Consider the following 13806-nt stretch of genomic DNA (forward strand, 5'->3'; position numbering starts at 1 on the left):
TTCCGGCGGCAGCGTGCCCGCCGCCGGATTGGTGGTTGGAAGGCCGATCAGCCGACGATCAGCTCGGTCCATTTCTGGTTCAGCCAGTCGGCCTTGTCGACATAGAGGTCGTAGCGCGGGACGATCGGCGGGATCTCCGACGACACCGCCGCGAACTCCTCGTCGGTGAGGTCGAGCAACTCGCGCTTGATCACCGGCGCGGTGCCGACCTGGCGGGCGAGGACCGCCTGGATCTCCGGCTGCGTCATGTAGTCGATGAAGGTCAGCGACTCCTCGAGCTTCTCGGACGCCTTGGATACCGCCCAGCAGCCGGAATCGGAGATGCCGCCTTCCTTCGGGAAGGTCGAGCGGACCGGGAAGCCGTCGGCCGCCGCGAGGCCCGTCACGTCGTGATAGTACTGGCCCATCGGGATCTCGCCCGACTTCAGCGCCTGCTCGAATTGCGCCTCGTCGCGGTACCAGAGCTGCACGTTCGGCTTCAGCTCGGCGAGCTTGTCCATTACCTGCAGGATGCCTTCGTCGGTCGACAGGATGTCGGTGCCGCCGAAGAAGGTGGTGGCCGTCACTTCCAGCAGGAACGAGTTGGAGACCAGCGCCAGCAGGCCGAGCTTGCCTTCGTTGGCCGGGTCCCAGAGGGCCGCCCAGCTTTCCGGCGCCTCAGGGTAGGTATCGGTGTTGGTGACGAGGTTGATGTACCAGGCCACCGCGCCGATGCCGGCGACGTCGCCGTTCGGATACTTGACCGTGAATGGCGGGAGCACGTCGTCGGCGCGGGTGATCTTCGAGACGTCGAGCGGTGCCCAGAGCTCGGTGGCGAGACCCTTTCGCATGGCGACCTGCGACATCATCGAGACGTCGGCCGGCGCCATGCCGGCCCGCGCCGCCTGCTCGAGCTGGACGAGCCAGGCTTCGCCGGTCGGCTCGGCAACGCTTTCGACCGCGATTCCGGTCGCCTTGGTGAACTCGGGGAAGATGCTCTTGTCGAAGGAGTCTTTGAAATAGCCGCCATAGACGCCGACCTTCAGCGACCTGTCCTGGGCGCGCAGGATGGAGGGCATCGCCAGGCTGGCGCCGGCGGCGGTGGCGCCGGCGAGCAGGACGCGTCGGTTGAGACTGAAGGGCGGTCGTGTCGTCATGGGTCGTGTCTCCGGTTGGGGGGTCGGGTAGGCGTTATCAGTTCCGGCCCGGCGTGAAGGGGACGAGGCTCAGAAGTTCGAACAGCATCTGCGCGCCGGCATGGGCGGTGTTGGTCGTCGCGTCGTATTGCGGCGCCACCTCGACCACGTCGCCGCCGATCATGGCGATGCCGGCGAGGCCGCGCAGGATCGCCATCACCTCGCGCGTCGTCAGGCCGCCGATTTCCGGCGTGCCGGTGCCGGGCGCGAAGGCCGGGTCGAGGCTGTCGATGTCGAAGGAGACGTAGACGGGGCCGTCGCCGACCACCGCGCGCGCCTTGGCGACGACGGCGTCGATGCCGAGTCCGGCGATGTCTTCTGCGTGGATGACGCTCATGCCGGTCTCGTGGGAGAACTCCCAGAGATATTCGGACGAGCCGCGGATGCCGATCTGGATCGTCCGCTCGGGGTCGAGGACACCGTCGAGCACCGCCTGCCGGAACGGGCCGCCATGGTGGAACTTGCAGCCGTCGAACGGACCCGACGTGTCGCAATGGGCGTCGATGTGGATCATGCCGACCGGGCGCTCGGCGCCCAGCGCCCGCAGGATCGGCAGCGAGATCGAATGGTCGCCGCCGACGAAGAGCGGCAGGGCGCCGGCCGAAACGATCGCGGCGGCGGTCCGCTGGATGTCCTCGTGCGAGGTCGCCAGATCGAAGCGGCTGCGGAACGGCACGTCACCGATATCGGCGACGTTGAGTTCCTTCGTCGGCATGGTCTTGAGCTGGTGGTTGTAGGGCCCGACCCGCTCCATGGTGCGGATCGCCCGCGGCCCGAAGCGGCTGCCGTTGCGGTTGGTGACGCCGAGATCCATCGGCACGCCGATCAGCGCGACGTCGAGGCCGGCGAGGTCCGGCGCCGACCAGTCGACGGCGCGATAGGGCGCGTCGAGAAGCGTCGGCAGGCCGGCATAGGACGCGACGCGCGTGCCCTTCGGGTCGAACAGCCGGTCGGCTACGGCGGCAAAGCCCGCATCGTAGATGCGCCGCTCGTTGTCGCCGGCGAAGCGCTCGCGCAACGCCGCCAGTTTTTCCTTATCCATCGATCGTCTCTCTTGTTTCAGGCGCTGCCGCGGCGCCGAGGCCGATGGCCAGGCGGCGGGCGATCTCGGTGATGCGGTCGGCCGAGACATTGGCGACGGCGAAGCGCAGATAGGCTTCCTGGCCGGGGCCGAAGAAGCTGCCGGGCAGCACCAGTATGCCGAGTTCGCGCACCAGCGCCGCGGCGATGTCTTCCGCCGGGACCCCTTCATAGGGATGGCGGACATAGGCGAAATAGGCGCCGATCTGCACGATCTCCCAGCCGTCGATGCCGGCGATCGCCGCGGCGAAGGCCTCGCCGCGGGCAGCGATCGCGGCCGCGCTCTCGCGCCGCCAGTCGGCCATTGCCGGGATCGCCCAGACGAGCGCCGCCTGGCCAGGACGCGGCGGGCAGATCTGGATGCAGTCGATGGCCTTCTGCATCGATGCCAGGAACGGCTCGCCGGCGATGATCGCGCCGAGCCGGTGGCCCGGAATCGCATAGGCCTTGGAGAAGCTGTAGAGGCTGACGAGATGATCGGCGGCTTCCGGGCGCGAGAACAGATCGTGCGTCGCGCCCGACCCCGGCGGCAGGAAGTCCCGATAGGTCTCGTCGAGGATCAGATAGAGCCCGCGCTCGACGCAGATGTCGAAGATCTCGGTGAGCAGTTCCGGCGGATAGATCGCCCCGGTCGGATTGTTCGGGCTCACCAGCAGGACGGCGCGGCACTTGTCGTCGAGCACGGCGCGCAGGCCATCGGCCGTCGGCAGGAATCCGTCGGCTTCGGTCGCCGGCAGCAGGCGCGGCTCGATGCCGGTCATGGCGAGCGACATCTGATGATTGAAATACCACGGCACCGGCAGGACGACTGCGTCGCCGGCCGTGGCGACGCCGAGCATGGCGGCAAAGAAGGCCTGGTTGCAGCCGGCGGTGATCGCGACCCGGCCGGGGCCGATATCGACGCCGTAGAACTCGGAGACCTGCCTGGCGTAGACGTCGCGCAGCGCCGGGTCCCCGAGAATCGGGCCGTAGCGCGCCGCGTCCGCCGAGGCGGCTGCCGCACCGAGCCGCTCGGCGAGCGGCGGCGGCGGGGCATGGTCCGGCACCGCCTGGCTGCAGTCGATCAGCGGGCCATGACGGCCGTCATAGGAATCGCGCCAGCCGAAGGCGCGGGCGATCGGCGCCGGCTCGACGGCCGCGAGGCGCGGATTGGGTGTCGGTCTGGGCATGCGTCGGGCGCCTCCGGGCGTGGGAAGTGGTGCCCTCATGATGGTCAACCATAACACCTGCCCGGAAGCTAGGCATCTGGACGTCTGGTTGAATAACCGCCTATCAATCCGAACCTTGATGATCTTCAAAGTGAAGGGCGCGCTCATGCGGGTTTCTGGAAGTGATCTGCGCCTGTTGCAGGTCTTCGACGCGGTGGTGCGGAACGGCGGTTTCGCCGCCGCCGAGCCGGAGCTCAACGTCGGCTCGTCGACGATCAGCAACCACATGGCGGCCCTCGAACAGCGGCTCGGCTTCACGCTCTGCCATCGCGGCCGGGGCGGCTTTCGCCTGACGGAACGCGGGCAGGCGGTGTGGGAGGCCTCGCGGCAGCTCGACAAGGCGCTGCAGGATTTCACCGCCGACGTCGCCGCGGTGCGGGGCGAGTTGCGCGGCGAATTGCGGATCGGCGTCCTCGACGCGATCTGGACCGACCCCGCCAACCGCCTCGCCGACGTCATCGCGGAGTTCGGCCGCGTCGCGCCGCAGGTGCGGCTGGTGCTCGGTCAGGAACGCCCGCAGGACATGCAGCAGAAGGTCGCCGACGGGCTCTATCACTGCGCCATCGGCAGCCATCGCGACCGGGTCGAGGGGATCGAGTACGACGCGCTCTACGAGGAACGCCACAGCCTCTATTGCGGGCGGACGCACCCCGAATTCGGCACCCCGGACGATTCGTTGTCGGATGACGTGCTCGCCGCGCTGCCCTTCGTCCATCGCGGCTACTGGCGCGAGGAAGATGCGCTGCGCTCGGTCGACTGGCGGGTCGAGGCGACGGTCTATCAGATCGAGCCGCAGATGATCCTGATCCGCTCCGGCCGGTTCATCGGCCTCCTGCCGGATCATTATGCGCGCGCCGCCGTGGCCGCAGGCGAGCTCAGGGCGATCCGGCCGAAGGAGATCGGCTATGTCTGTACCTTCGAGCTGTTCTCGCTAAGCGGCCGCCGCACCTCCGACATCACCGCGGCCTTCGTTGAAACGGTGCGACGCGTCTGGCGGAGCGGGACGGTGGCCGCGGCGGCTTAGGACCGCCAAGTAGGTTTCAATCCTCCGGGCCGATGCCGCGGTTTTCGCGGGAGTGCCAGAGACGAAGAATAAAGATGGTCTCTCTCTCTCTCTCGATTTCGTAGCGCAGCTCGTAATTGCCGACGAGAATACGGCGAACATCGCGCGGTTCGTAGGCTTCCAGCCTTTCTCCGAGGCGCGGATAGTCGAGCAGACGTTCGGGCGCGCGAGCTAGTTGCTGCACGACCCGCGCTGCCGGCACAGGCACTACCGGGCGCAGATGCTCATAGAGCCGCACCAAATCCGAGGACGCCTTCTCCGTCCATTTGATTTTCATGCGCGAGGCGGCAGCAGCTTCTCGTCAGACGAGAGACTATCGGCCCACGCCCGCACAGTCTGGTGGTCGATCACGCGGACGGCGTCTACGTCATCCAGTGCCTGGAGGGTCATCTGATGGCGGATCTCTTCTTCATCTACCCAAGCTGCAAGCGCCTGCTTCATGACCCAGTCCCGCGAACGGTCGAGCCGCATCGCAATAGCATCAACCTTTTCGGCGAGTGCCAGCGGAACATGAGTAGTGAGCACTTTGGTATCACCAGCCATTCAATCGCCCTTCATCAGTGTGATTGAAAGATAATCAGGACGAGGGGCGGGCGCAAATGTTGGTCGGATTCCCGGAAGGACGCCGCCCCCGTCCCCGAAAGCTGCCTCAGATCGCCCGGCTGAAGGACGTTTCGCCGGCGCTGCGGGCCTCGTCGAACAAGGCGGCGATGAGCCGGACGAAGGGCCGGCCCTTCGCGGTCATCCGAAGCGTGCCGCCTGACAGGGTGGCGAGGCCGGCGGCCTCGTATGGCGCCAGCCGGGCGGCGATGTCGCCATAACGGCCGATCCCGCCGACCTCGTCGAGATCGACGCGAAAATCGCACATCAGCCGTTCGATGATGATCGCGCGCTGGCGCGTCTGTGGCCCGACGGCGATGCCGCGCGCGGTCGGCAGGATGCCCTCGGCGATGCAGCGGCGGTAGTCGGCGACCGGCGCCGTCGTCTGGACGAAACCGTCCGGCAGCTGCGACACCGCCGAGGCGCCGAATCCGATCAGCGTCCGATTGTCGTCGTCGGTGTAACCCTGAAAGTTGCGTCGCAGGCGACGCTGCCGGGCGGCGACGGCGAGCTTGTCGCAGAGCCGCGCATAGTGATCGAGGCCGATCGCCTGGTAGCCGCGACCGCTGAACACCTCGGCGACGGCCGCTGCTTGGCGGAAGCGCTCGAGCGTGTCGGGCAGGGCGGCCTCGTCGATCAGGCGCTGGTTGGCCTTGCGCTGCGGCAGGTGGGCGTAGCCGAAGCAGGCGACGCGGTCCGGCCCGAGCGCCGCGACCTGGCGGCAGGTCGCCCGCACCGACGCCTCTGTCTGATGTGGCAAGCCGTAGATCAGGTCGATGTTCAGCCCTTCGATCCCCGCGACGCGCAGATGGCCGACGGCGGCGGCCACGAGGGCTTCCGGCTGGACCCGGCCGATGGCGAGCTGGACGATCGGATCGAGATCCTGCACCCCAAGGCTCACCCGGTTGACGCCAAGATCGGCGAGGCGGCCGGCCAATGCCGCGTCGACGAAGCGCGGGTCAAGTTCGATCGCGTGTTCTTCGAGGCCGCCGAGGTCGAACGCCTCTTCCAGCACTGCCATGACCGCAGCGAGGCCGTCAGCCCCGAGGATCGACGGCGTGCCGCCGCCCCAGGCGATGCGGGCGGCCTTCAGCCGCCCCGGCAAATGCCGCGACACCAGCCGGATCTCGGCCTCCAGGCTCTCCCGGTACGCCGTGACGACCTCGTTGCGATGCGTCGCCTTGGTGTGGCAGCCGCAATAATGGCAGAGGTCGCGGCAATAGGGGACGTGGAGATAGAGCGAGACGCTCTCGTCGGGGTCGACCCGGCTCAGCCAGGCGGCGTGCTGCGCCGCGCCGACCGCCGGGGTGAACTCGGCTGCCGTCGGATAGGACGTGTAGCGCGGCACCGATTGCAGCGCGAAGGGCGTCAGTTGCGCGTCCATGGCTCAGCGTCCTCGCGCCGGATGCCGGCGACGGACGGGCACCAGCCGGGGCCGACGCCGCACGATCGCCATGGCCATCGAGGCGAGCGTCAGGGCGCCGAGCAACGCCAAGGCGATAAGGGGAAGGAAAGTGACCATTTGGCGAGCCCTTCGTGACCGTGCGGCCGGCTCTCGAACCGGTCGTGACCTGGCAGGAGCATGACGAAGGGGCTCGTGGGTTCCTTGATCTCGGTCAATCAGGGTCGCTGCCCGGAGTTCACCGGGTGCTACCGGCCCTTCTCGAAGGCAGCGACCCGGAAACGTCCCGTCTGCCGCACCACCTGAAGCGGGGCGACGGCGGCAAACCAGCGCTCGGCTGCCGCAACCGCCTGCGCCGGGCGGATCGCCGCGTCGTCGAAGTCCAGCACGTGGTGGAGAAAGACGATCCGCCCGCCCGGCGCCAACGCGGCGTGCAGCTTCGGCAGCAAAGCGGCGAGATCGTTAGGCTTCAGGTAATAGAGGATTTCGGACGCGACGATCAGGTCGAACGGGCCGCGCGGCATGTCGCGCGGCAGCAGCGCGTGGCGGAAGGTGATGCGGGCAGTGCCGGCATTGCGGCGCCGGGCCACTTCCAGCGCCGTGGCCGAGGCGTCGACCGCCGTGAGGCGTCGGCAATGGTGGGCCAGGAGCCGCGTCGTCTCGCCATTGGCGCAGGCGAGTTCCAGCCCGCGGCCATAGTGCCGGTCGCCGCACGCTTTGAGGAGGACGTCCCGCTTCCACACCTCGAAGGGCGAGGCGGCGTAGTTCCAGGGGTCGGGGTCGGCGGCGAACTTCGCCTCGAAGCCGTCGGCGTCGATTACCCGTCGCATGGGCGGAGGTACTTCTCGACGGAGCCGGTCAGGCGATCGATCGTTTCCGCCGTCAGCCGGAAGCCTTCCGGGTCGTCGGCGATGAGATCGCTGGTCTGCGAGACATGCGCGGCGACGGCCCAGCGTTTTGTGTCGGCGGCCGCGCTGACATCGAAGGCGACAACCTCCATCTCGCCGGGCCGCGGCGCGTCGTCCGCTTCGCCCAGCTCGTCGAGCCAGATCGCGTATTCCAGCGTCGCGGGCCGCGGGCTTCGCTGCGCCAAGACCTCGGTGACCAGCCGCCAGCTGTCGCGGTGGTCGCAATGCGGATCGCGACGCCATGGCAGCAAGACGAGGTCCGGATCGAACCGCTCCACCAGATTGGCGACGGCGACCGCCGCTGCGCGCCAGGCCGGCGAGCCGTGCGGCGGCATCGCGGCGTCCTGCAGCCGCAGGAACGTCGCCGCGGCCGGATCGAGTCCGAGCGCGACGAGCGCGGCCTGCGCCTCGGTCTCGCGCTGCGCGGCAAGCCGCTCCCGCGGCCATTGCGCCGACCGGCGATGCGAGGCGCCGCCATCGGTGACGAACAGCGTGTGGATCTGCCGGCCGAGCCGCGCGAAGCTCGCCGCCAGCCCGCCGCACCCGAGCGTCTCGTCGTCCGGGTGGGGAGCGACGATCAGGACGCGTTCTGCCGTCACCGTTTCCGGTTGCATCAGCATCATGTGAGGCCGCTCTTGCCCGGCGCGGCTCGGTTGCCATTCGCCCTTGGCCATGGCGAGGCCGGCGGCGCGCAGCGCCCCGTCCGGATTGGGCTGGCGCAGATAGGTGCGCAGGTCCCGGACCAGCCGTTCGAGCCGATGCGGTACGATGAAGCCGCCGGCGCCGACGGCGCGCTCGGCATCCTCGAGGACTGTCATCGCCGCGGCCTCGACGGCCGAACGCGTGGCGTTGGCCATGGCGGTCAGCCGCGCTGCTGCCGGGCCTTCGCCGCCCGCATGGGCGGCAACCATCATTTCGTTGATCAGTCGAGCTAACGTCCGCCATCGCCGCCTCGACCGGCACGGCTGCGGGCGCATCCGGCTCGTCCGGCGCATGACGTTCGATCAAGGCTTCCGGGGCGAGCGAACAGCCGCCATCGTCATGCAGATCGGCGGGCAGCAGCGCGAGCTGGTTGGCCAGTCGACTTTCCATTGCCGCAGGCCGATGCCGGCACGGCGCGACGGCTGGCGCTGGAAACCGCGCGGACATACATCTCCCGCATTCGCCGCTCCTCGCATTCACCAGTCTGTCAGGCCGATGGCGCACTCCTGCGGAGCGATCGACAGGACAGGAAGCAACGACGCCATGGCTGGTTCCGCGACGCCCCGGTGTATTTCGTCGCAGCCACCGAGAGGGGCCGGTTGATGCGGCGAGCGCCTGATCCAGATCAACGACGGCGCGTGCATCGCGAAATAGTCGTCGAAACGACAGGCAGCAGCGCGATCTCGCCGCGCCACTGTCCCGAAGCCAGAGACGGAGACGTTCCCGCCCATGACCGATCATGACTTCGACCGCATCGACCGCTACTGGCGCGCCGCGAACTATCTCTCGGTCGGGCAGATCTACCTGCTCGACAACCCGCTGCTGCGCGAGCCCTTGGCTGTCACGCACGTCAAGAAGCGGCTGCTCGGGCACTGGGGCACGACGCCTGGCCTGAACTTCGTCTATGCCCATCTCAACCGCATCATCCGCGACCGGGATTTGTCGGTGCTCTACATTTGCGGGCCTGGCCATGGTGGCCCCGGCATGGTCGCCAATACCTGGCTCGAGGGCACCTACAGCGAGATCTATCCGGACGTGCCGCAGAACGCCGCGGGCATGCACAAGCTGTTCCGGCAGTTCTCGTTTCCCGGCGGCATCCCGAGCCATGCGGCGCCCGAGACCCCCGGCTCGATCCACGAAGGCGGCGAACTCGGCTATGCGCTGGCGCATGCCTATGGCGCGGTCTTCGACTCGCCCGACCTGATCGCCGCCTGCGTCATCGGCGACGGCGAGGCCGAGACCGGCGCGCTGGCGGCCTCGTGGCATTCCAACAAGTTTCTCAATCCGCGCGTCGACGGCGCGGTGCTGCCGATCCTCCACCTCAACGGCTACAAGATCGCCAACCCGACGATCCTCGGTCGCATGCCGCCCGAGGAACTGCGCTCGCTGCTCGTCGGCTACGGCCACGAGCCGATCTTCGTCGAGGGCAAAGATCCGGCGGTGATGCACCAGCTGATGGCGGCAGCCTTCGACGAGGCCTTCGACCAGATTGCCGCGATCCAGCAGGCGGCGCGTTCCGGCGGCGACAACGAGCGGCCGCGCTGGCCGATGATCGTCCTGCGCTCGCCCAAGGGCTGGACCGGCCCGGACGTCGTCGATGGCAAGATGGTCGAGGATTTCTGGCGGTCCCACCAGGTGCCGGTGTCGGGGGTCCACAGCGATCCGGGCCATCGCCAGATCCTGGAGAACTGGCTGCGCTCCTACCGGCCGGAGGAGCTGTTTGCCGAGGACGGCAGCCTCATGCCGGACCTTACGGCGCTCGTCCCCGACGGCGACCGGCGCATGGGCGCGAACCCGGCGGCCAATGGCGGCCGGCTGCGGGTCGAGCTCGACCTGCCGCCGGTCGACGCCCATGCCGTCGACGTGCCGACGCCGGGCGGCGCGCGCGGCGAGGCGACGCGGGTGCTCGGCGCCTATCTCCGCGACGTGATGGTGCGCAACAAGGACGCCCGCAATTTCCGCCTGGTCAGCCCGGACGAAGCGTCGTCGAACCGCCTCGACGCGGTGTTCGAGGTGACCGAGCGCGCCTGGATGGAGCGGATCGAGCCCTACGACGTGCATCTCGCCGACGAGGGGCGGGTAATGGAGATCCTCAGCGAGCATCTCTGCCAGGGCTGGCTGGAAGGCTACCTGCTGACCGGCCGGCACGGCATGTTCGCCTGCTACGAGGCCTTCATCCACATCGTCGACTCGATGTTCAACCAGCACGCCAAATGGCTGAAGGTGACGCGCGGGATCGAATGGCGGGCGCCGATCGCCTCGCTCAACTATCTCCTCTCGTCGCATGTCTGGCAGCAGGACCATAACGGCTTCAGCCACCAGGACCCGGGCTTCGTCGACCTCGTCGCCAATAAGAAGAGCGACGTCGTCCGGCTGTATTTCCCGCCCGATGCCAACACGCTGCTCTGCGTCGCCGACCATTGCCTCGCCACCTACGACCGCGTGAACGTCATCGTCGCCGGCAAGGCGCCGGCGCCGCAATGGCTCACGATGGAAGAAGCCAAGCGGCACTGCGAGACCGGCGTCGGCAGCTGGCCCTTCGCCTGCAACGTCGCGGACGGGGAGACGCCGGACGTGGTCATCGCGGCGGCGGGCGACGTGCCGACCATCGAGGCGCTGGCGGCGGTGGACATCCTGCGCCAGAAGATGCCGAGCCTGCGCATCCGCTTCGTCAACGTCGTCGACCTGATGGCGCTGCAGCCGAAGGACCGCCACCCGCACGGCCTCGACGACGCCGATTTCGACGCGCTGTTCACCACCGACAGGCCGGTGATCTTCGCCTATCACGGCTACCCGTATCTCATTCACCGGCTGACCTATAAGCGCGCCAACCACGGCAACATCCACGTCCACGGCTATCAGGAGGAGGGCACGACCACGACGCCCTTCGACATGACGGTGCTGAACGAGCTCGACCGCTTCCATCTCGTCATCGCGGCGGTGCGCCGGCTGCCGGACCAGGGCGGCGAGGAAGGCCGGGCGACGATCCGCCATTGCGAGGAGCGGCTCGCCGCGCACCGGCTCTATGTCGAGGCGGAGGGCGTCGACATGCCGGAGATCCAGGACTGGGGCTGGCCCTATGCGACGGCGGCCGATGCCGGCGACTGACGGCGTGCTGCTCTGCGGGACGGCCGGTTGATGGCGGATCTGGTCCTCAGCCTCAATGCCGGCTCGTCCAGCGTCAAGTTCGGGCTGCACCGGGTTTCCGACGCAGCGACGATGCCGGAGGCGGTGGCACGCGGCGCAGTGAAGGCCGAGGCGGGGGCGTGGCGCCTGTCCGCCGAGGGCTCCGACGGAACGCCGGGGCTCGACGAGACGCTGGCCGGTGCGTCGGATGATCCGGCACCGGCCTTCGCGCGGCTGCTCGCCTGGGCGGAGGAGGCGAGCGGCGGCCTCATCGCCGTCGGCCACCGCGTCGTCCACGGCGGGCCCGACTTCGCCGACCCGGTGCGGCTGACGCCGGCGCGCATTACGGCGATCGACAGACTGACGCCGCTCGCGCCGCTGCACCAGCCGCGCTGCCTCGGCCCGATCCGCGCCTTGGCGGCGATCCGCCCGGACCTGCGCCAGACGGCGTCGTTCGACACAGCGTTCCACCGGACCATGACCGGCCCCGCCACGCGCTACGGCCTGCCGCGTGAACTCGAGGCGGAGGGGATCCGCCGCTACGGATTTCACGGGCTTTCCTACGACTATGTCGCCCATCGCCTGGAAGCGCTCGAGCCGGGCAGCCGGGGTCTCAGGACGGTCGTCGCCCATCTCGGCAACGGCGCCAGCCTCTGCGCGCTGAAGGACGGCAGGAGCGTCGACACGACGATGGGGTTCTCGGTGCTGGACGGGCTGCTGATGGGCACGCGTCCCGGCACGCTCGACCCGGGCGTTCTCATTTACCTGATGCGCGAGCACGGCTACGGCGCCGACCAGCTGGAGGAGATGCTCTACCATCGCTCGGGCCTGCTCGGCGTCTCCGGCCGGTCGAGCGACATGCGCGAACTCCTCGGCCATGACAGCGCCGGGGCAAGGGACGCGGTCGACCTGTTCGTCCATCGCGCGGCGCAGCAGATTGCGGTCATGGCGACGAGCCTTGCAGGCCTCGACCGGCTGGTCTTCACCGGCGGCATCGGCGAGCACCAGCCGGACATCCGCGCGGCGATCGGCCGGCGGCTCGCCTTTCTGGGCGTCGTCGTCGATCCGGCCGGCAACGACGTCGGTGACGGCCGGATCAGCGCCGACAGCAGCCGTGTGACCGTGTTGGTCGTGCCGACGGACGAGGAGGCGGTCATCGCGCGCGACGCCGCTGCCGTCTGCCACGCCGGCTAAATCGATGACAGATCATTGACTTGCGCGAGGGAGCCTCGATGCCGGTCGAGCGTTGGTCTTGGGACCGCGTCGGATTGCCGGCGCAAGGTTCGCCGCGCGGCGGACGTATGATCCGAGGAGCCGACATGACCCTTCGCCGATTTTCCCTGCCACTTGCGGCCGTTTGCCTGTCCTTCGCGGCGGGCCCCGTGTTCGCCCAGAGCCAGCCGCTGCCCGACGCGCCGCCGGAGGTTCCGGCGCCGGAATCGACTGCGCCCGACATGCCGCCCGAGGACGATCCCTGCGCGCCCGGCGCCGCCCCGAGCGAGGGCGCCGCCGGGCAGGACGACCTGACGATGCAGTTGCAGGATTGCGAGAGCGTCCTGACCCCGCCGACGACGGGCGACACGGGCATCGAGGCGCCGGCGCCGGATGCCGATCCTGGCACGACCCCGGTCATCCCGCCGTCCGACCTGCCGGCGCAGCAGCCGTCTCTGTAAGGCGGCGCGGCCTCGACAAGGCGGCCCTGGCTCGTCATGTTCCCGCCCGGCGGTACCCGGGCGGGCGCTGCCGGCGTGCGGTGGGGGAGAGACGGGCATGAAGCGTTCGCGTGTGAACCAGATCCTGGAGGAGGGCGACGCCTTCATCCGTTCCTTCGGCTATGTCATGCCGCCCTTCGCCTATTTGGCGCCCGACGAGATGCAGCGGCGGCGGCACGATCTTTCGGGCATCGTCGAGGCGCGGCTCGGTTGGGACATCACCGACTACGGCCAGGGTCGATTCGACGAACTCGGCCTGTTCCTGTTCACCGTGCGCAACGGCCGGGCCGAGGACCTCATGCGCGGCCGCGGCATGCTCTACGCCGAGAAGATCATGATCAGCCGCAAGGAGCAGCTGTCGCCGATGCACCGCCACGTCGTGAAGGCGGAGGACATCATCAACCGCGGCGGTGGAAAACTCGTGCTGGAGCTGTTCATGTCCGATGCGGACGGCGATCCCGACAGGACGGCCGAAGTGTCGGTGATGACCGACGGTATCCCGCGCACGCTGCCGGCTGGCGGCTTGCTGGCCCTTGCCCCGGGCGAGAGCGTGACGCTGCTGCCCGGTGTCTGGCACGCCTTCTGGGGCGAGGGCGCGGACGTGCTGATCGGCGAGGTCTCGACCGTCAACGACGACCTCACAGACAATGTCTTCCACGAGCCGATCGGCCGCTTCGCCGCCATCGAGGAAGACGAGCCGCCGCTGCACCTGCTGGTTTCCGATTACGACCGCCTGCTGAGCCGCTGAGGAGGCCGGCGCCCCGCCACCCGCGACGCAAGGTCCGCGGTGGCCGCGGTGTCGCGCGCCCCGGCGCGGCCGACAGCTGTCG

General features: G+C 68.8%; 13 protein-coding genes. 5 read left to right on the forward strand and 8 right to left on the reverse strand.

Features of this window, described 5'->3' with window-relative positions:
* Positions 1-47 precede the first annotated feature (47 nt).
* The 3 genes from GTW51_RS08320 to GTW51_RS08330 are packed head-to-tail and all read right to left on the reverse strand — an operon-like array spanning position 48 to position 3424.
* Complete coding sequence (locus tag GTW51_RS08320; RefSeq protein WP_163043452.1) at positions 48-1136, reverse strand: ABC transporter substrate-binding protein; 1089 nt, start codon at positions 1134-1136, stop codon at positions 48-50.
* Positions 1137-1173: 37 nt separating this feature from the next.
* Complete coding sequence (gene speB, locus GTW51_RS08325; protein ID WP_163043453.1) at positions 1174-2217, reverse strand: agmatinase; 1044 nt, start codon at positions 2215-2217, stop codon at positions 1174-1176.
* On the reverse strand, positions 2210-3424 hold the full coding sequence (locus GTW51_RS08330) for an aminotransferase (RefSeq protein WP_163043454.1): 1215 nt from the start codon (positions 3422-3424) through the stop codon (positions 2210-2212). The genes speB and GTW51_RS08330 overlap by 8 nt, the downstream gene beginning before the upstream one ends.
* A 118-nt stretch (positions 3425-3542) precedes the next feature.
* Here GTW51_RS08330 and GTW51_RS08335 point away from each other — a divergent pair, with 118 nt between their 5' ends.
* Complete coding sequence (locus GTW51_RS08335) at positions 3543-4487, forward strand: LysR family transcriptional regulator (protein WP_203565968.1); 945 nt, start codon at positions 3543-3545, stop codon at positions 4485-4487.
* A 16-nt stretch (positions 4488-4503) separates the two neighbouring features.
* On the opposite strand, the gene GTW51_RS08340 is transcribed toward GTW51_RS08335, so the two are convergent.
* From GTW51_RS08340 to GTW51_RS08360, 5 genes are all read right to left on the reverse strand, one after another.
* Positions 4504-4803: a type II toxin-antitoxin system RelE/ParE family toxin gene (locus GTW51_RS08340; protein WP_163043455.1), complete on the reverse strand. Its 300-nt coding sequence runs from the start codon at positions 4801-4803 to the stop codon at positions 4504-4506.
* Positions 4800-5069, reverse strand: coding sequence for a CopG family ribbon-helix-helix protein (locus tag GTW51_RS08345; RefSeq protein WP_163043456.1), 270 nt, complete (start codon positions 5067-5069; stop codon positions 4800-4802). The genes GTW51_RS08340 and GTW51_RS08345 overlap by 4 nt, the downstream gene beginning before the upstream one ends.
* Positions 5070-5175: 106 nt before the next feature.
* Positions 5176-6510, reverse strand: coding sequence for an oxygen-independent coproporphyrinogen III oxidase (gene hemN / locus GTW51_RS08350; protein WP_163043457.1), 1335 nt, complete (start codon positions 6508-6510; stop codon positions 5176-5178).
* Between the two features lie 266 nt (positions 6511-6776).
* Positions 6777-7358 carry a class I SAM-dependent DNA methyltransferase gene (locus GTW51_RS08355; RefSeq protein WP_163043458.1) on the reverse strand — a complete coding sequence of 194 codons (582 nt, stop codon included), beginning with the start codon at positions 7356-7358 and terminating at the stop codon, positions 6777-6779.
* Entirely contained in the window at positions 7346-8350 is a 1005-nt protein-coding gene (locus tag GTW51_RS08360; RefSeq protein WP_163043459.1) for a PIG-L deacetylase family protein, read from the reverse strand. Before GTW51_RS08360 ends, GTW51_RS08355 begins: the two co-directional genes overlap by 13 nt.
* Before the next feature lie 517 nt (positions 8351-8867).
* On the opposite strand from GTW51_RS08360, the gene GTW51_RS08365 reads away from it, so the two are divergent.
* From GTW51_RS08365 to GTW51_RS08380, 4 genes are all read left to right on the forward strand, one after another.
* Positions 8868-11246, forward strand: a complete 2379-nt coding sequence (locus tag GTW51_RS08365; protein ID WP_163043460.1) for a phosphoketolase family protein — start codon at positions 8868-8870, stop codon at positions 11244-11246.
* A gap of 30 nt (positions 11247-11276) precedes the next feature.
* Positions 11277-12458, forward strand: a complete 1182-nt coding sequence (locus tag GTW51_RS08370) for an acetate/propionate family kinase (protein ID WP_163043461.1) — start codon at positions 11277-11279, stop codon at positions 12456-12458.
* 125 nt (positions 12459-12583) lie between these two features.
* Positions 12584-12937, forward strand: coding sequence for a hypothetical protein (locus GTW51_RS08375; RefSeq protein WP_163043462.1), 354 nt, complete (start codon positions 12584-12586; stop codon positions 12935-12937).
* A gap of 97 nt (positions 12938-13034) precedes the next feature.
* Positions 13035-13724: a D-lyxose/D-mannose family sugar isomerase gene (locus GTW51_RS08380; protein ID WP_163043463.1), complete on the forward strand. Its 690-nt coding sequence runs from the start codon at positions 13035-13037 to the stop codon at positions 13722-13724.
* The last annotated feature ends 82 nt before the right edge of the window (positions 13725-13806 follow it).

It is taken from the genome of Aurantimonas aggregata (genome assembly GCF_010500835.1).
GTDB classification, from domain to species: domain Bacteria; phylum Pseudomonadota; class Alphaproteobacteria; order Rhizobiales; family Rhizobiaceae; genus Aurantimonas; species Aurantimonas aggregata.